The sequence below is a fragment of the Stagnimonas sp. FW305-C-60 genome, assembly GCF_058782965.1.
Window position 1 is genome coordinate 19,871 of record NZ_JBYSYF010000002.1, and the last position, 17,674, is coordinate 37,544.

At 67.1% G+C, this 17,674-nt stretch carries 15 protein-coding genes; 8 read left to right on the plus strand and 7 right to left on the minus strand.

Features of this window, described 5'->3' with window-relative positions; genetic code table 11:
* Positions 1-10 precede the first annotated feature (10 nt).
* Positions 11-1,801, plus strand: a complete 1,791-nt coding sequence (locus AC3WT6_RS07005) for an Ig-like domain-containing protein (RefSeq protein ID WP_492652871.1) — start codon at positions 11-13, stop codon at positions 1,799-1,801.
* Between the two features lie 71 nt (positions 1,802-1,872).
* On the opposite strand, the gene AC3WT6_RS07010 is transcribed toward AC3WT6_RS07005, so the two are convergent.
* Complete coding sequence (locus tag AC3WT6_RS07010) at positions 1,873-2,280, minus strand: hypothetical protein (RefSeq protein ID WP_492652872.1); 408 nt, start codon at positions 2,278-2,280, stop codon at positions 1,873-1,875.
* Between the two features lie 99 nt (positions 2,281-2,379).
* Here AC3WT6_RS07010 and AC3WT6_RS07015 point away from each other — a divergent pair, with 99 nt between their 5' ends.
* Both AC3WT6_RS07015 and AC3WT6_RS07020 read left to right on the plus strand, forming a co-directional pair.
* On the plus strand, positions 2,380-4,344 hold the full coding sequence (locus AC3WT6_RS07015) for a DEAD/DEAH box helicase (RefSeq protein ID WP_492652873.1): 1,965 nt from the start codon (positions 2,380-2,382) through the stop codon (positions 4,342-4,344).
* A gap of 346 nt (positions 4,345-4,690) precedes the next feature.
* Complete coding sequence (locus AC3WT6_RS07020) at positions 4,691-6,478, plus strand: acyl-CoA dehydrogenase C-terminal domain-containing protein (RefSeq protein ID WP_492652874.1); 1,788 nt, start codon at positions 4,691-4,693, stop codon at positions 6,476-6,478.
* Positions 6,479-6,535: 57 nt separating this feature from the next.
* Here the strand turns inward: AC3WT6_RS07020 and AC3WT6_RS07025 are convergent, their stop codons facing one another.
* From AC3WT6_RS07025 to AC3WT6_RS07035, 3 genes are all read right to left on the minus strand, one after another.
* Positions 6,536-7,981: a DHA2 family efflux MFS transporter permease subunit gene (locus AC3WT6_RS07025; RefSeq protein WP_492652875.1), complete on the minus strand. Its 1,446-nt coding sequence runs from the start codon at positions 7,979-7,981 to the stop codon at positions 6,536-6,538.
* A gap of 122 nt (positions 7,982-8,103) precedes the next feature.
* Complete coding sequence (locus AC3WT6_RS07030) at positions 8,104-8,511, minus strand: SirB2 family protein (protein WP_492652876.1); 408 nt, start codon at positions 8,509-8,511, stop codon at positions 8,104-8,106.
* Between the two features lie 35 nt (positions 8,512-8,546).
* Positions 8,547-9,746, minus strand: a complete 1,200-nt coding sequence (locus tag AC3WT6_RS07035; RefSeq protein WP_492652877.1) for an NnrS family protein — start codon at positions 9,744-9,746, stop codon at positions 8,547-8,549.
* 125 nt (positions 9,747-9,871) lie between these two features.
* Between AC3WT6_RS07035 and nirK the strand changes: the two genes are divergently transcribed.
* From nirK to AC3WT6_RS07050, 3 genes are read left to right on the plus strand one after another with little or no spacing between them, the layout of a single operon-like run.
* Entirely contained in the window at positions 9,872-11,383 is a 1,512-nt protein-coding gene (nirK, locus tag AC3WT6_RS07040) for a copper-containing nitrite reductase (RefSeq protein ID WP_492652878.1), read from the plus strand.
* Complete coding sequence (locus AC3WT6_RS07045) at positions 11,370-12,167, plus strand: formylglycine-generating enzyme family protein (RefSeq protein WP_492652879.1); 798 nt, start codon at positions 11,370-11,372, stop codon at positions 12,165-12,167. The genes nirK and AC3WT6_RS07045 overlap by 14 nt, the downstream gene beginning before the upstream one ends.
* Entirely contained in the window at positions 12,164-12,730 is a 567-nt protein-coding gene (locus AC3WT6_RS07050) for an SCO family protein (RefSeq protein WP_492652880.1), read from the plus strand. The genes AC3WT6_RS07045 and AC3WT6_RS07050 overlap by 4 nt, the downstream gene beginning before the upstream one ends.
* 10 nt (positions 12,731-12,740) lie before the next feature.
* Here the strand turns inward: AC3WT6_RS07050 and AC3WT6_RS07055 are convergent, their stop codons facing one another.
* Genes AC3WT6_RS07055 through AC3WT6_RS07065 form a run of 3 tightly spaced genes read right to left on the minus strand, consistent with a single transcriptional unit; the run spans position 12,741 to position 15,487 of the window.
* Complete coding sequence (locus AC3WT6_RS07055; protein WP_492652881.1) at positions 12,741-13,430, minus strand: pseudouridine synthase; 690 nt, start codon at positions 13,428-13,430, stop codon at positions 12,741-12,743.
* Positions 13,431-13,442: 12 nt separating this feature from the next.
* A complete protein-coding gene (locus tag AC3WT6_RS07060) occupies positions 13,443-14,621 on the minus strand; it encodes a BaiN/RdsA family NAD(P)/FAD-dependent oxidoreductase (RefSeq protein WP_492652882.1) in 1,179 nt (392 codons plus the stop codon).
* Positions 14,621-15,487: a LysR family transcriptional regulator gene (locus AC3WT6_RS07065; RefSeq protein WP_492652883.1), complete on the minus strand. Its 867-nt coding sequence runs from the start codon at positions 15,485-15,487 to the stop codon at positions 14,621-14,623. The genes AC3WT6_RS07060 and AC3WT6_RS07065 overlap by 1 nt, the downstream gene beginning before the upstream one ends.
* A 109-nt stretch (positions 15,488-15,596) precedes the next feature.
* Here AC3WT6_RS07065 and leuC point away from each other — a divergent pair, with 109 nt between their 5' ends.
* Positions 15,597-17,012, plus strand: a complete 1,416-nt coding sequence (gene leuC / locus AC3WT6_RS07070) for a 3-isopropylmalate dehydratase large subunit (RefSeq protein WP_492652884.1) — start codon at positions 15,597-15,599, stop codon at positions 17,010-17,012.
* A gap of 9 nt (positions 17,013-17,021) precedes the next feature.
* Positions 17,022-17,657 carry a 3-isopropylmalate dehydratase small subunit gene (gene leuD / locus AC3WT6_RS07075; protein WP_492652885.1) on the plus strand — a complete coding sequence of 212 codons (636 nt, stop codon included), beginning with the start codon at positions 17,022-17,024 and terminating at the stop codon, positions 17,655-17,657.
* Positions 17,658-17,674: the final 17 nt, after the last annotated feature.

Below are 17,674 nucleotides of genomic sequence, written 5' to 3' on the forward strand. Positions count from 1 at the left end.
AGTTGCACGGATGCGAATTACAAAATACTGGCTGATCTTGGTGATCAGCTTTCTTAGCGCCTGCGGCAGTGATCTCACTAGCCCGGACTTTTTCCCCCAGCTGAAAGGGGTGGTGGTCGATAGCTCCACGCCCACCAGCTTCGACCAGATCGGCCAGACCCGGCAGTACAAGCTGCTGGCGCTGTATTCGACGCCGCCCGGCTCCAACCCGGAGTTCACCACCAAGGAAGTGACCGCCGACGCCTGGCAGAGCACCAATCCGACCGTGGCCAGCGCCAGCAGCAACGGCACCGTCACCGCCCTGCGCAATGGCGCTACCTCGATCCGTGGCAGCTGGGGTGGTTTCACCAGCGAGCCGTTCAGCCTGAGCGTGGCCGCGCCGGTGCTCAAGAGCATCACGCTGGACCCGGCCGCGGCTTCGGTGCCCCTGGGTCTCACCCAGGTGATCACCGCCGTCGGCAGCTATCAGAAGACCGATGGCAGCACCGAGACCCACACCGTCACCGAGCTCTTGAGCTGGGTGTCCAACGCGCCGACCGTCGCCAGCGTGCCCGAGCAGGGCAGCACGGTGACCGTCAGCACCCTGCAGCAGAGCGCCACGCCGGCGCAGATCAAGGCCACCGCCACCGCCGCCGATGGCAGCGTGGTGGAGAGCACCGCCGCGATCACGGTGATCGCGCCGGAGCTGGTGCAGGTAGTGGTGCTGCGTAGCGACAACAGCGCCAGCCCGCCGTATGCGGTGCCGCGTGGCGCCAGCATCAACCTCGTGGCCAAGGGCATCTACACCAACAGCAGCACGCCGCGGGATATCCCCGGCGCTGTTACCTGGAGTTCCTCTGACGCCGCCGCGACCGTTCTGGCTCTGAGCAATCAGTCCAATGGCTCGGTGGACGTCAAGGGCGTCAGCCTGGGTGCCGCCACGGTGACCGCCACCACCACCAAGAACGATGGCGTCGCCACCGTCAGCAGCGACCCGGCCAATGTGACCGTCGGCGCCGCAGTGCTGCAGTCGCTGGATGGCGCGCGTATCACGCCGGTCCCGGCCAATGTCGCCGTCGATGCCAGCCTCCAGCTGAACGTGGTCGGCAAGTACACCGACGGCACCGAGGCCATCGTGCCGGCCACCGATCTCAACTGGATTTCCTCCAGCACCAACATCGCCAGCGTCAGCAGCACCGGCGTGGCGCTGGGCAAGGTGCAGGGCGCGACGGTGATCACCGCCACGCTCAAGACCGCTCCGAGCAGCGGCGCGGGCAGCGTCTCCACCACGCTGAACGTCACCGATGCGATCTGCACCGGCCCCTTGCTGGCGACCCAGGGCGCGACGGTTTCGAGCTACACCCTGCCGGTGCTCTGCCTGGCCTGCACGGTCAGCGACGAGACCCTGGCGATCGACAATGACGGCACCACCTACGCCTCGCTCAACGTCAACGTCGGCTTGCTGGGTGGCTATGCCGAACTGAAGGTGGCCTCGCCGCTGGAAGTTCCGGTGACCGCGGAAGGTCAGCGCGCCGGCTTCATCGTCAGCCGCCCGCCGGGTCAGCTGCTGTCGCTGGCGCTGCTGGGCGCGGTGACCATCGACACGCTGGACGCCAGTGACAACGTGGTGGAAACCGCCGTGACCTTCGACGGTCTGCGCCTGACGCTGCTGGGTGCCTACATCATCGGCCAGGACGCCTACGTGCTGTCGATGCCGGTGACCAAGCCCTACACCAAGCTGCGCCTGCAGATGAATGCCGGCCTGGCGACGGTGGCGCAGTCGCTGCGGGTCAACTCCTCCTGCGCAGTGGCCAGTCAGTAAGGCGGTACTTGCGGAACGAAAAAGGGCGCCATCGGCGCCCTTTTTTTTGGCCTGCGTTTGTGGCGACCGACTCAGCGTGGCAGCAGGCGCAAGAAGAGCGCGCAGCCGGCGCCCCAGGCGGCGTTCAGCAACAGCGCGCCGATCATGATCTTGGGATCGCCACCGGCGGCCATGCTCATGCCCTTGAGCGGCATCACCAGCATCCAGGCCACCACGCTGGGGCTCAGGGCGCCGAGCAGGGTCCACAACAGCCAGTAGCGGCTGCCGCGGGCTTCCTGGATCAGCCAGGCGAGGGCAATCGCCCAGAGGCCGCCGAAGAAGGCGAGGGAGATCACCGCCGGCACGCCGAAGGGTGGCACCGGCGCGAAATTCCAGGGCGCGCGCGGCGAACTGCCGAACCGGTGCAGCAGCCAGAGCAAGCCCTGATGGAAGGCCAGAGTCGAGGCAAATCCGGCGGCAAAGCTCTTGAGAAACGTCATTTCCGATGCTCCAGTTGATTAACGCCTACAATACGCGCCGTTTTTCCAGGGCCAGTGACAAACCATGTCGAGTGCCCGCTATGCGCGAGGCGCTCCTAAATGTCTGCTGAAACCCCAGTGCCCGTCGAGGGCGCTACTCTCACCTTTGCTTCTCTCGGCCTGCCGGCTCCTCTGCTCGAAGCCCTTGCGGCGGTCGGCTACGAGACGCCGTCTCCAATCCAGGCGGCAACCATCCCGCATCTGCTCGCCGGCCGCGACGTGCTCGGCCAGGCGCAGACCGGCACCGGCAAGACCGCGGCCTTCGCGCTGCCGCTGCTGGCGCGCATCGACGCGACCCTTGCCAAGCCGCAGGCCCTGATCCTGGCGCCAACCCGCGAGCTGGCGATCCAGGTCGCCGAGGCCTTGCAGAAGTACGCCTCCAAGCTGCCGGGCTTCCATGTGCTGCCGATCTACGGCGGCCAGAGCTACCAGCCGCAGTTGGCGGCGCTCAAGCGCGGCGTGCATGTGATCGTCGGCACCCCGGGCCGCATCATCGACCATCTGGATCGCGGCAGCCTCAAGCTCGACGCGCTGATGACCCTGGTGCTCGACGAGGCCGACGAGATGCTGCGCATGGGCTTTATCGACGATGTCGAGAAGATCCTGCAGAAGACGCCGGCCGAGAAGCAGGTGGCGCTGTTCAGCGCCACCATGCCGCCGCCGATCAAGCGCATCGCCAACACCTATCTGCGCAATCCGGCCGAGATCAGCATCACCTCCTCGACCAAGACCGCCACCCTGGTGCGCCAGCGCTGCCTGATCGTCAATCCGCACGCCAAGCTCGATGCGCTGACCCGCATCCTGGAAGTCGAGCCCTTCGAGGGCCTGATCATCTTCACCCGCACCAAGATCGCCACCGAGGAACTGGCCGACAAGCTCTCGGCGCGCGGCTATTCGGCGGCGGCGCTCAATGGCGACATCCAGCAGCAGCAGCGCGAGCGCACCGTCAACAAGCTCAAGGACGGCAGCCTCGACATCGTCGTCGCCACCGATGTAGCGGCGCGCGGACTCGATGTCGAGCGGGTCAGTCACGTCATCAACTACGACGTGCCCACCGATCCGGAAAGCTATGTGCACCGCATCGGCCGCACCGGCCGCGCCGGCCGCGAGGGCGATGCCATCCTGTTCATCTCGCCGCGCGAGCGCGGCCTGCTGAAGATGATCGAGCGCACCACGCGCAAGCACATCGAGATGATGAATCTGCCCAGCGACTCGGCGATCAATGCCAAGCGCACCGCCAAGTTCCAGGAACAGGTCGTCGAGACCCTCAAGCAGACCGCCAAGCTGGGGCCGATGCGCGAGCTGGTGGCGCAGCTGGAGCAGGATCTCGGCCGCGAGCAGGGCGTGTCGCTGCAGGAAATCGCCGCCGCGCTGGCGCTGATGGCGCAGGGTGGCAAGAGCCTGCTCCTGAGCGGCGACAGCGCCCCGGCACAGACCGTGCGCGAACACTCCTTCGACCGTGGGCCGCGTCTGGGCGCCGCCGCCGAGCGCAGCTCGCGTCCGGAATCGTTCAGCAAGAAGCCCTATCGCAAGGACGAGGCCGCCGGCGAATCCCGCCCCAGCTTCAAGCCGCCCTTTGCAGGGACGGGTGCCGGCGGCGAGGAGCGGCCCAGTTTCCGCGCACCTTCGGAGCGTGGCGAGGCTGCCAAGCCCTTCCGTGAGCGGCCGGCCTTTGCCGAGCGCGACGAGGCGCCGCGCGCCAAGCGCCCAGCCAAGTCCGACGAGGACATGGAGACCTTCCGCATCGAGGTCGGCCATCAGCACGGCGTGCTGCCGAAGAACATCGTCGGCGCCATCGCCAACGAGGCGGACATCGAAAGCAAGTACATGGGCCGCATCGATATCCGCGACGATCACAGCCTGATCGACCTGCCAGAAGGCATGCCCAAGGAAGTGTTCGAAAAGCTCAAGAAGGTCTGGGTCGCCGGGCAGCGGTTGAACATCAGCCGGGTAAAGGGCGGCGAGGGTGAGAAGCCTGCCTACAAGAAGAGCTTCAGCAAGCCCAAGCCCCGCTACGAGGGCTGAGGGCCGAGGCGACGGGTTGCCGGCGGCGGGCGGGTGGCCTTTGCTCCCGCCGGTCGACCCGATACGGTTGCCGGCCGGAGCAGCACGGCTCAATTTAACTCAGTTAAATCATTGCTCTAAAGAGCATTGTTAAAGTTCCAGGCGACGCCTCCAGGCGCATGCCGAGCGCTGTACGCGCGCGTCTGCCCCTCGAGCCCGGTTGCCGGTGCATGAGCCTGCCGCAGCCCCGGATACCCGCCAATCGCAACGCAACATACTCCCCCGTATCGTCTGGCTGGACGATGCGGTAATCTCGCGCACCTCATTTTTTCCTTCCCATCCACCTTTCATTTCTGGAGCATTCACCATGGGTCAATACACCGCCCCGCTGCGCGATATGCAGTTTGTCCTGCACGAGCTGCTCAATGTCGAAGCCGAGCTGAAGGCCATGCCGGCGCACGAGAGCCTCGACGCCGACACCATCAATTCCATCGCCGAGGAAGCTGCGAAGTTCACCCAGAACGTGACCTTCCCGCTCAACCAGAGCGGCGACGAGGAAGGCTGTCACCACGACAAGGTCACCGGTGACGTGAAGGCGCCCAAGGGCTTCAAGGAGGCTTACGCCCAGTACGTGGAAGCCGGCTGGCCGGCGCTGGCCTGTTCCACCGAGTTCGGTGGTCAGGGCCTGCCGGAAGTGGTCAACAACGTGCTGTACGAAATGCTCAACAGCGCCAACCAGGCCTGGACCATGTATCCCGGTCTCACCCACGGCGCCTACGCGGCGCTGCTGGCGCACGGCACCGACGAGCTCAAGGCCAAGTACCTGCCGAAGATCGTCTCCGGCCACTGGACCGGCACCATGTGCCTGACCGAGTCGCACTGCGGCACCGACCTGGGCCTGCTGCGTACCAAGGCCGAGCCCAAGGGCGACGGCAGCTACGCCATCAGCGGCCAGAAGATCTTCATCTCCGCCGGTGAGCACGACCTCGCCGAGAACATCATCCACCTGGTGCTCGCCCGCCTGCCGGACGCGCCGATCGGCACCAAGGGCATCAGCCTGTTCATCGTGCCCAAGTTCATCCCCAAGGCCGACGGCTCCATCGGTGAGCGCAATGGCGTCAAGTGCGGAGCCATCGAGCACAAGATGGGCATCCACGGCAACGCCACCTGCGTCATCAATCTCGACGGCGCCAGCGGCTGGCTGGTCGGCGAGCCGAACAAGGGCCTGAACGCCATGTTCGTGATGATGAATGGCGCCCGCCTGGGCGTCGGCATGCAGTCCCTGGGCCTGGCCGAAGTCGCCTACCAGAACTCGCTGGCCTATGCGAAGGACCGCCTGCAGATGCGCTCGCTGACCGGCCCGAAAGCCAAGGACAAGCCGGCCGATCCGATCATCGTCCACCCCGACGTGCGCCGCATGCTGCTGACCCAGAAGGCCCACGTCGAAGGCGCCCGCGCCTTCACCTACTGGTCCGGCCTGATGCTCGACAAGGAGCACAACCATCCGGACGAGAAGGTGCGCAAGGATGCCGCCGACCTGATGGCCCTGCTGACCCCGATCGTCAAGGGCTTCATCACCGAGTACAGCTACATCAGCACCACCATGGGCATGCAGGTGTACGGCGGTCACGGCTACATCAAGGAGTGGGGCATGGAGCAGTACGTCCGTGATGCCCGCATCAACATGATCTACGAGGGCACCAACGGCATCCAGGCGCTGGACTTGCTGGGCCGCAAGGTGCTGTCCGACATGGGCGCCAAGCTGATGAAGTTCGGCAAACTGGTCACCGAGCTGGTGAAGGCCGAGGCCGGCAACGAGGCGATGAAGGAGTTCACCGGTCCGCTCGCCGAGCTGGGCCAGGAAGTCCAGAAGGTCACCATGGAAATCGGCCAGAAGGCGATGAAGAACCCCGACGAGGTCGGTGCCGCTTCGGTGCCCTACCTGCACCTGGTTGGTCACTTCGTCTACGCCTACTTCTGGGCGCGCATGGCCAAGATCGCTTTGGAGAAGCAGGACCAGGGCGAGTTCTACAAGAGCAAGCTCGCCACCGCGCGCTTCTACTTCGCCAAGCTGCTGCCGGAAACCGCGATGAACCTGAAGCAGATCCGCGCCGGCGCCGACACGCTGATGGCGCTGGATGCCGCCAACTTCTAAGTTGGCTGGTGGTAGCAGAAGGCCGGTCTGTTGACCGGCCTTTTTTGTGGCCGGCGTTCAGCCTGCCGGCTGGGTGAGGTCTGCCGTTTCGGTCGCCGACTTCGGTCGCAACAGCAGAGCCCCCAGTAGGGCCGCCAGGGTGGTGAACCCGGCGCCGATCAGGAAGGCCAGCAGATAGCCCTGGTGCAGGGCGCTGACCGCCTCGACGCCTGCCGCGCGGAGCCCGGCGCTGCGCGCATCGGCAAAGCTGGCCAGCACCGCCAGGCCCAGCGCGCCGCCGAGCATGAAGCTGGTGTTGACGATGCCGGAGGCGAGGCCGGAATCGCTTTCTTCGACGTCGCCCATCGCCGCCAGCAACAGCGGGTTGAAGGCGAGGCCGGCGCCCAGGCCCAGCAGCAGCATACCGGGCAGCACGTCGATCCAGAAATTGCCGGCCAGCGGCGCGCGCGCGAACAACAGGAGTCCGAGCGTGCCCAGTGCCAGGCCCAGCCACACCGGGCCGCGCTGGCCATAGCGCATCACGATCCAGGCCGAGAGGCCCAACGAAAAGGCGGCCATGATCAGGTCGGCGGGCACGAAGGCGAGGCCGACTTCCAGCGGGCCGTAGCCCAGCACCAGTTGCAGGTAGAGCGCGGAGAGAAAGAACCAGGCGAACATCCCGGCCGACCAGAGCACGCCGATGGCATTGGCGGTTGCGAGATTGCGCAGCCGGAACAGGCCCAGCGGCATCAAGGGCTGGGCAACCCGCGACTCGATCCACAGGAACAGTCCCAGCAGCAGCGCCGCCAGGCCAAGCAGGCCCAGGGTCTGTGCCGACAGCCAGCCCAGCTGGTTGCCGTTGACCACTGCGTACACCGCCAGCATCAGCGCACTGGTGACGGTGATCGCGCCGGCCACGTCGAGGCGATGGTGCGCGGCGTCCGCGCTGTCGTCGGCCGGTAACAGGCGGCGGCTCAGCAGGTAGACCACGATGCCGATCGGCAGGTTGACCAGAAAGATCGAGCGCCAACTCAGGGTCTCGGTCAGCACGCCGCCGAGCAGGGCGCCGATGCTGCCGCCAGCGGCGCAAACGAAGCCATAGACGCCCATGGCCTTGGCGCGCTCGTCCGGCTCGGTGAACAGATTGCTGATGAGCGAGAGCGCGACCGCGGTGATGACGGCACCGCCGACGCCCTGCACGGCGCGGGCGGTGACCAGCAGGACCTGGCTGCCAGCCATGCCGCAGGCAAGCGAAGCGAGGGTGAACAGCGTCAGGCCGAGCAGGAATAGCCGCCGCTGCCCGTACAGATCGCCCAGCCGTCCGCCCAGCAGCAGCAGGCCGCCGAAGGTGAGCATGTAGGCGTTCACCACCCAGACCAGACCGGTTTCGCTGAAACCGAGATCCGCCTTGATCGAGGGCAGGGCGACGGTGACGATGGTGGTGTCGAGCACGATCATCAGCACGCCCAGGCAGAGGAGGTAGAGCGCCAGCCAGCGTTGGCGGCCTTGCAGGGCTTGGGTCATGTCTAGATTTACTTGAGCTTGCGGGTCAGCCTAGCAGTTCGCGGTTGATTGCCGCGTTCTGACGCAAGGCATGTGTTCCAAGCTGCCGATGGTGCGAAAGGCGGCCTCTGCGGCTTAAGCGATCAGCTGGCGCCGGCCCACAGCCGGAGGAGGCCCAGCGGGTGGTGGCTGCGGGCAATCGTCAGCATCCAGGCGAACACCAGGAGCGCGAGCAGCAAGCAGACGGTACGCGCCGACTGGCTGCGTGCCCTGCGTAGGGCGAAGGCGCCGAGCAGGATGTAGACCACCAACAGGAACAGCTTCATCGTCAGCCAGCCGTTGCTGAATACCGCCGACGGCAGCAGGTGCACCAGCATCAGTGCCGCGGCGAGCAGGGCGGTGTCGATGGCGTAGCTGAGCCTCTTCACCGCTTGCCGTTGTGGCCAACCGGCCTGCATCAGCACCGCGATCCCCCGGACCAGGAACAGGCTGCCACTCAGCGCCACCAGCAGGATGTGCGCCTGCCGGATCTGGGGATAGAACTCGATCATCGCGTTTCCGCCAGCCGGGCCGCCGTGGTCATCACTCAGCCCGGCTTGCCATCAAGGCGCGGGCGGCTCAGGACCGACCAATAGCGGATAAGGAAGATCAGGTAGGCTGCGATCCATAGCGCGGCGGCGGTCGCAACTCCGAGGCGCCAGGGCAGCAAGCCGACCGCCATCACCACCCGGATCAAGCCGGCGACCAGCACCAGCACGAACGCCGCGGTCATGCCCGGGGGCAGTTGCAGAGGGCGGCCGGTGTGGCCCAGGGCGACCCGGCTCATGACCCCGAGGATCAACGCCCCGATGGCCCCGGTCCCGGCGGCATGGACCCAGGCGGTCGGCGCCACCCAGCCCATGGCCGAGGCCGCCAGCAGCAGCAGCGCAACCGGAATCCAGGCCAGGGCCAGGTGCAGTATCCACAGCAAGGGCTCGGCACCGACCAGCCAGCCGCGCCAGAGCAGCAGGCGCATCGCCACCAGGCCGGCGGTGAGTAGCGCCGCCGAGGCCCGTAGCGCCGGACCCGCCGGCCAGAGCTCGACTGCGAGCACGGCCAGCATCGCCGCCAGCACAGCCCGCTCCAGGGCCGGGATCACCCGGATCGGGGTCGCATCCCGGCCCTGCAGGCGCAGCCAGTTGCCGGAAAACGCGGGGGTGATGCGGCCACCGATCACCAGCATCAGCAGCATCGCCAGCAGCAGGGCCGCATGCACGGAGACACCGCCCGGGTACAGGTGGAAGCCGAGATCCATCAGCCAGAACCCGGCCAGCACCGCGAGCACCAGCAGTTGCCGGTACTGCCGCGCGCGCAGCACCCGCCAGCCGAAGTCCAGCATCACCAGCGGCAGGAAGGCGAGATCGACCGTGACCACGATGGCCGGTGGCAGTGCCGCGCCGGTCAGCATCAGCAGCCGGCCGACCAGCCAGAGCAGCCACAGCGCGAGCAGTGGCAGGGCGTGCAGTCGCTGGGTGCCGGTCCAGGCGCAGACCGCGGTGAGCAGAAAGCCGGCGATGGCGGCCTGCAGAAAGCCGAACAGCATTTCGTGCTGATGCCAGGCGAGGGCGGGCAGGGCCAGCGGCCACCGCCATCCGCCCAGCAACAGGATCAGCCAGGCCGGCACCAGCAGCACGGCCAGACCCGCGGCGGACAGGAAGAAGATGCGGAACGGGTAGGCGAATACCGTGGCGGCCGACCCGCCGGTCGGCTCGGAGCCCGGGCTGCTGGCACGGAGATCAGGAAGCATGGGGCGCCTTGGTTGTGGCCATCCGCCGGTGGGGCGGAGGCATTGGACAATTCTGGCACCGTGCCGTAAGACGTGGCTGCGGTGCGCGTGAGTGGTCCAAAAACATAATCTTAGGAGAATGCGCCATGCGAATGCTGATCGTGGTCAGCCTTGCCGCTGTCCTCGCCGTCACCACCGGCTGTGATCGCCAGCCCACGCCAGAGCAAGCCGTGGTCGCGACGCCGGCCGATACCGGTGGTTCCGCCAGGGGTGATTTCGGCCCGCCGCAGGGGGAGCCGATCAAGGCGGTGCTCACCAGTCCGCCCCAGGTGCCGCCACCGGTCAACCGCAAGCAGCCGGCCAAGGTGATCGTCGAGCTGGAGGTCCGCGAGCTCGACATGGAGATCTCCGAAGGCGTCAGCTATACCTTCTGGACCTTTGGCGGCACCGTGCCCGGCAGCTTCATCCGGGTCCGGCAGGGCGACACGGTGGAGTTCCACCTGAAGAACCACCCCGACTCGAAGATGCCGCACAACATCGATCTGCACGGGGTAACCGGACCCGGCGGCGGTGCCTCGTCGAGCTTCACTGCGCCCGGCCACGAAACCCAGTTCACCTTCAAGGCCCTGAACCAGGGGCTGTTCGTGTACCACTGCGCCACCGCGCCGGTGGGCATGCACGTCGCCAACGGCATGTATGGACTCATCCTGATCGAACCGCCGGAAGGCCTGCCCAAGGTCGACCGCGAGTTCTACGTCATGCAGGGCGACTACTACACGGTGGGCAAGTACCGGGAGAAGGGCTACCAGGCGTTCGACATGCAGAAGGCCATCGACGAGAACCCGACCTATGTGCTGTTCAACGGCGCCGAAAGCGCGCTGGTCGGCGAGAAGGCGCTGAAGGCGAACGTGGGGGAAACCGTGCGCCTGTATGTCGGCAACGGCGGTCCAAACCTGGTCTCCAGTTTCCACGTCATCGGCGAGATCTTCGACCGGGTGCAGTTTGAAGGCGGCACGCGCTACCAGGAGAACGTGCAGACCACCCTGATCCCCGCCGGCGGCGCGGCGATCACCGATTTCCGCCTGGAGGTTCCGGGCAGCTATGTGCTGGTCGATCACTCCATCTTCCGCGCCTTCAACAAGGGGGCGCTGGCGATCCTCAAGGTCGATGGCCCCGAGAACAAGAGCATCTATTCGGGCAAGGAAGTGGACATCGACTACCTCGGCGACAAGGCCGGCAGCGGTCAGGCGGCGGTGAGCGAGGCCGCCCAGGCCACCGTCACCAGCGGCGCGCCGACCCGGGAACAGCAGATCGCCGCCGGCAAGACGCTCTACAGCGGTACCTGCTCGGTCTGCCATCAGGTCGATGGCGAGGGCCTGCCCAACGTGTTCCCGCCGCTTGCGAAGTCCGACTACTTCGCCCAGGACAAGGAACGCGCCATCAGCGCGGCGCTCAACGGCCTGCAGGGGAAGATCACCGTCAAGGGCAAGGAGTACAACTCGGTGATGCCGCCAATGAGCCAGCTCAACAATGACGAAATCGCCAACATCCTGACCTATGTGATGAACAGCTGGGGCAACCCGGGCGGCGTGGTGACCGCCGGCGACGTCGCCAAGGTGCGTGCAACCACCAAGCGGCCCGAAGGTGCTGCGCACTAGGCTTTTGGTGCTGGTGGCGCTGCTGGCCGCGTCCGCGGCGAGCAGCGCCGCCGGTCCGCAGGGCGATTTCGTTCGCATCGAGGGTCGGCGCTTCGAGTCAGTGCTGCCGCCGGCACCGGGGGTTCGCGAGGCCGAGGTCGCGAGCTTTCTGCTGCAGCGCACGCCGGTCACCAATGCCCAGTTCCAGAAGTTCGTCGTCGCGCATCCGGAATGGCAGCGCGGCCGCGCGGCGGCGCTGTTCGTCGATCCCGGTTACCTGCAGGGCTGGGCCACACCCACCGACCCCGGTGCGCGGGAAGCACCACAGCAGCCGGTGATACGGGTGAGCTGGTTCGCCGCCACCGCGTATTGCGAGGCTCAGGGCGCGCGCCTGCCCAGCTGGTATGAATGGGAATGGGCCGCCGCCGCCGACGAGACGGTAGCCGATGCCCGCAAGGACCCCGCCTGGCGCCAGCGCTTGCTGACCTGGTATTCCGCGCCCGGAGGCAATGCCCCGCGACCGGTTGCTCAGGGCAAGGCCAACATGCACGGTGTCCACGACCTGCATGGACTGGTCTGGGAGTGGGTGCAGGATGCGGGCGCCCTGATGGTGAGCGCCGACAACCGGGAGCAGGGCGATCCCGACCTGATGAAATTCTGCGGTACCGGGGCGTTGTCCATGGAACAGAAGGAGAACTACGCCGTGCTCATGCGCATCGCCATGCTGTCCAGCCTGGAGGCGCGGTACACCACCGCCAACCTGGGCTTCCGCTGCGCCAGGGACCTGCCGGGGCGCCAGCCATGATCCGGGGACTGTGGAGCTTGCTGCTGGCCCTGGGCCTGGCGTCGGTAGCCGCTGGAGCCGAACTTCCTGGGGATTCGCTCTACCGGCTCGAGATCGGCCTCAGCGGCCAGGACGGACAGGCCAGGACGCTAGCCCTGTACCGCGGGCAGCCGACGATGATCAGCATGTTCTACGGCAGTTGCCCCCGGGTCTGCCCGCTGCTCATCGCCAACATCCGGCGCATGGAGCAGCAGCTGCCCGAGCCCGAGCGTGGCCGGATGCGCGTCCTGCTGGTCAGCCTGGACCCGGACCGGGACACGCCGGTCAAGCTGCTGGAACTGGCCCGGCGCCATCAGGTGGATCTGAGCCACTGGACCCTGGCACGAGCCGAGGCAGCGGACGTGCGCAAGCTCGCCGCCGCCCTGGGGATTCGCTACCGCCAGCTGCCGGATGGCGAGTTCAACCATTCGACGGTGATCTCGCTGCTGGATGCCGAGGGGCGTATCCGGAAGCAGACCTCGGTGATGAGCTCGCTCGATCCGGAGTTCATGGCAGCCCTGCGGCAGGCCGCAGCCGGCAACTGAAGGCGGTCGCTCAGGCCAGCAGCTGTCTCAGCTCGGCGGCATCGAGGTTGCGCCAGTAGCCAAGCTCCAGTTTGCCGAGCTGGATGTTGACGAAGCGCTCGCGCCGCAACTGCCGCACCTCGTAGCCGAAGTGCTCGCACATGCGGCGGATCTGGCGGTTGAGGCCCTGGGTGAGCACGATGCGGAAGCTGTACTGATCCACCCGCCAGGCCTCGCAGGGCTTGGTGGTGGTGGCCAGTTCCGCCAGCCGCACGCCGCGACGCAGGCCGGCGAGAAAGCTCTCGCTTACCGGCCGGTCGACGGTGACCACGTACTCCTTCTCGTGCTCGTGCTCCTCGCGCAGCAGACGGTTGACGATGTCGCCGTCACTGGTCAGCAGGATCAGGCCCTCGCTGTCCTTGTCGAGGCGGCCGATGGGGAAGATGCGCTGCTCGTGGCCGATGAAGTCGATGATGTTGTCGCGCACCCGCGCCTCGGTGGTGCAGGTCACCCCCACCGGCTTGTTGAAGGCGATGTAGACGTGCGCGGTCTGGCGCCGGCCCACCGGCTTGCCGTCGACCGCGACTTCGTCGCCCTCTTCGACCGGCGTGCCCAGACCGGCGGGCTTGCCGTTGATCGACACCCGGCCGGACTCGATCCAGTAGTCGGCCTCGCGTCGCGAGCAGAGGCCTTTTTCGCTTAAGAACTTATTGAGTCGCATCGTCGGATTGTCTCAGAGCGCGGTGGCGCAGGCATGCGCCGAAGCCCAGGCCCAGTGAAAGTTGTAGCCGCCCAGCCAGCCGGTGACATCCACCACCTCGCCGATGAAGTGCAGGCCCGGCGCGAGCTTGGACTCGAAGCTGGTGGACGACAGCTCGCGGGTATCGACCCCGCCCAGGGTGACTTCGGCGGTGCGGTAGCCCTCGCTGCCGTTGGGCGTGATCGGCCAGGCGTGCAGGGCGGCGGCGATGGCCTTGCGCTCGGCCGGGATCAGCTGGCGCATCAGCTTGTTGGCCGGCGCATACAGCTCGACAAAGCGCTGGGCGAAGCGCTTGGGCAGGGCGTCGGCCAGTACCGTGCGCAGTTCGGTGGCCGGTCGCGACTGCTGCTGCTCGGCCAGCCAGTGCTCGGCCTCGCCCTGCGGGAACAGGTCGATGCGCAGCGGCCCGCCCGGCTGCCAGTAGTTGGAGATCTGCAAGATCGCCGGGCCGGACAGGCCTCGGTGGGTGATCAGCAACTGGTTGCGGAAGCTAGCCTTGCCGGCGCTGGCCTCCACCGGCAGCGCCAGGCCGGATAGATCGCTCCACTGCTCCAGTGGCTTGCCCGAGAGCGTCAGCGGCACCAGGCCGGCGCGCGTGGGCAGTACCGTATGGCCAAACTGCCGCGCCAGGCGATAGCCGAAGTCGCTGCCGCCCAGCGTGGGGATCGACAGGCCGCCGGTGGCGACCACCAGCTTGTGGGCGGTGTAGCCGCCCTGCGCGGTCTCTACGCGATAGCCGCCGTCGATGGCGCGCACCGACTCGGCGGCGGCGGTGGTAACAATGCGCACACCGGCCGCCGCGCATTCGTCCAGCAGCATCTGCAGGATCTGCTTGCTGGAGTCGTCGCAGAACAGCTGGCCCAGTTCCTTCTCGTGATAGGCGATGCCGTGGCGCTCGACCAGGGCGATGAAGTGCTCGGGCCGGTAGCGGGCGAGGGCGGACTTGCAGAAGTGCGGGTTGGCCGAGAGGTAGTTGCCCGAGCCGACGTCGAGATTGGTGAAATTGCAGCGCCCGCCACCGGACATCAGGATCTTCTTGCCGGGCTTGTTGGCGCTCTCCAGCACCAGCACCCGCAGGCCGCGTTGGCCGGCACTGAAGGCGCAGTACAGGCCGGCGGCCCCGGCGCCGAGGATGAGGACGTCGTAGTCCATCAGGGTGAAGGAAGCTGGTCGAGCAGGGCGGTGGCGGCGGCGGACAGGGTGCGCTTCTCGTGCCAGACCACGCCCAGCTCGCGTTCCAGTGCCAGTTCGCGGATCGGCAGGGCGATCAGGTCCTGATCCAGCATCGAGCGCGGCAGCACGCTCCAGCCCAGGCCGATCATCACCAGCATCTTCAGGGTTTCCAGGTAGTTGGTGGCCAGCCGGATGCGCGGCGTCAGGCCGTGGCGGGTGAGCGCGGCGGTGACGATGCGGTGGGTGTAGGTGGCCTCGTCAGGCAGCACCGCCGGATGTTCGGCGAGGTCGGCCAGCTCCGGCTTCTTGAGCCCCGCCAGCGGATGCGCCGGCGCCACCACCACCGACAGCGGGTCGGGCCAGACCAGGCGCGATTGCAGATGCGCCAGCGGCTGGGTGGGCAGGGTGACAATGCCCAGTTCCAGCTTGCCGGCCAGCACCGCCTCGCAGGCCACCTCGGAGTCCATGAACTGGATGTCGAGATCGACGTCCGGATAGGCCAGCGTGTAGGCGCGCAGTACCGGCGGCAGGCGGTGCAGGCCGATGTGGTGGCTGGTGCCGATCGACAACCGGCCCTCGACCTTTTCCGACAGCTGCGAGAGCGCCCGACGGCCGTCCTCGATGTCGGCCAGCGCCCGCCGCGCATAGGGCAGCAGGGCGCGGCCGGCATCGGTCAGCGTCACCTGCCGGCCGACGCGGTCGAACAGGCTGCGGCCGAGCTGCGCCTCCAGCGTGGCGATGCGCTTGCTGACCGCCGGCTGGGAGAGAAACAGCCGCTCCGCCGCCTTGGAAAAGGAGGCGGTGTCGGCGACTTCCAGAAAGGCGGCCAGAGCTTGGGTATCCATGCCATTGATTATGCCTTAGCGGCATCAACTTCATGACAACGATTCATTGGCGTTATGCGAGTGCGGCGCATAGGATGCGCGGCGTTCGATACTCCCTACGAGGTCCGTCATGTCCGCCAGCCAGCCCCAGACCCTGTACGACAAGCTGTGGAACGCCCATGTGGTGCGCTCCGAGCCGGACGGCACCGCACTGCTCTACATCGACCGCCATCTGGTGCACGAAGTGACCAGCCCGCAGGCCTTCGAGGGCCTGCGCGACGCCGGCCGCAAGCCCTGGAAGCGCCTGGCCAATCTGGCGGTGCCCGACCACAACGTGCCGACCACCGACCGCGCCGCCGGCATCGCCGACCCGATCTCGCGCGAGCAGGTCGATGCGCTGGACCGCAACGTCAAGCAGTTCGACGTGCCCTACATCCCGCTGGCCGACCTGCGCCAGGGCATCGTCCACGTGGTCGGCCCCGAGCAGGGCGCGACCCTGCCGGGCATGACCGTGGTCTGCGGCGACAGCCACACCGCCACGCACGGAGCGTTCGGCGCCCTGGCCTTCGGCATCGGCACCAGCGAGGTCGAGCATGTGCTGGCCACCCAGTGCCTGGTGCAGAAGCAGAGCAAGTCGCTGCTGATCCGCGTCAACGGCCAGGTCGGCCCTGGCGTCACCGCCAAGGACATCGTGCTGGCGATCATCGGCCGCATCGGCACCGCCGGCGGCACCGGCTACATCATCGAGTTCGCCGGCGAAGCGATCATGGCGCTGTCGATGGAAGGCCGCATGACCGTCTGCAACATGGCCATCGAAGCCGGCGCCCGCGCCGGACTGATCGCGGTGGACGACACCACCATCAACTACGTCCGGGGCCGCCCGCTGGCGCCCAAGGCCGAGCACTGGGAACAGGCGGTGGCCTGGTGGCGAACCCTGCATTCCGATGCCGGCGCGAAGTTCGACCGCGTGGTCGAGCTGGACGCCAGCGCCATCCAGCCGCAGGTCACCTGGGGCACCAGCCCGGAGATGGTGGTGGCGGTCGACGGCCGCGTGCCTGACCCGGCGCAGGAGGCCGATGCCGTCAAGCGTGGCGGCATGGAGAAGGCCCTGGCCTATATGAATCTCAAGGCCGGCACGCCGATCAGCGAGATCGCCATCGACAAGGTGTTCATCGGCAGCTGCACCAATGGCCGCATCGAGGATCTGCGCGCCGCGGCCAGCGTGGTGCGCGGCAAGTCCAAGGCCGCCAACGTCAAGCTGGCGCTGGTGGTGCCGGGCTCCGGCCTGGTGAAGAAGCAGGCCGAACAGGAAGGCCTGGATGCGATCTTCAAGGCCGCCGGTTTCGAGTGGCGCGAGGCCGGCTGCTCGATGTGCTTAGGGATGAACGACGACCGTCTGGCCCCCGGCGAGCGCTGCGCCTCGACCAGCAACCGCAACTTCGAGGGCCGCCAGGGCGCCGGTTCGCGCACCCATCTGGTCAGCCCGGCGATGGCGGCGGCGGCGGGCATCGCCGGCCATTTCGTCGACGTGCGTACCTTTCAATAGGAGTCCGACATGGAAGCTTTCACCGTCCTCACCAGCCCGGCGCTGCCGCTGGACCGCGCCAATGTCGATACCGACGCGATCATCCCCAAGCAGTACCTGAAGTCGATCTACAAGTCCGGCTTCGGCCAGTACCTGTTCGATGACTGGCGCTACCTGGACGCCGGCGACCTGGCGATTCCGGTCAGCAGCCGTCGGCCCAACCCGGAGTTCGTGCTAAACCGGCCGCAGTACCAGGGTGCCAAGGTGCTGCTGGCGCGCGAGAACTTTGGCTGCGGCTCCTCGCGCGAGCACGCGGTCTGGGCGCTGGCCGACTACGGCTTCCGCTGCGTGATCGCCCCCAGCTTCGCCGACATCTTCTTCAACAACTGCTTCAAGAACGGCGTGCTGCCGGTGCAGCTGCCGGCTGACACTGTCGAGGCGCTATTCCAGGCGGTTGCGGCCGACCCCAAGCTGGAAGTGACCATCGACCTCGCCGCCCAGAAGGTGCAGTGGAACCGCGCCGAAGCGGCTTTCAGCATCGACCCCTTCCGCAAGGACTGCCTGCTGCGCGGTCTCGACGAGATCGGCCTGACCCTGGAACATGCGGACGCCATCCGGGTCTACGAGGCGCAGCGCGCCAAGTCGGCGCCCTGGCTGTTCTCCTAAGTTCCCCGTCCAGGACC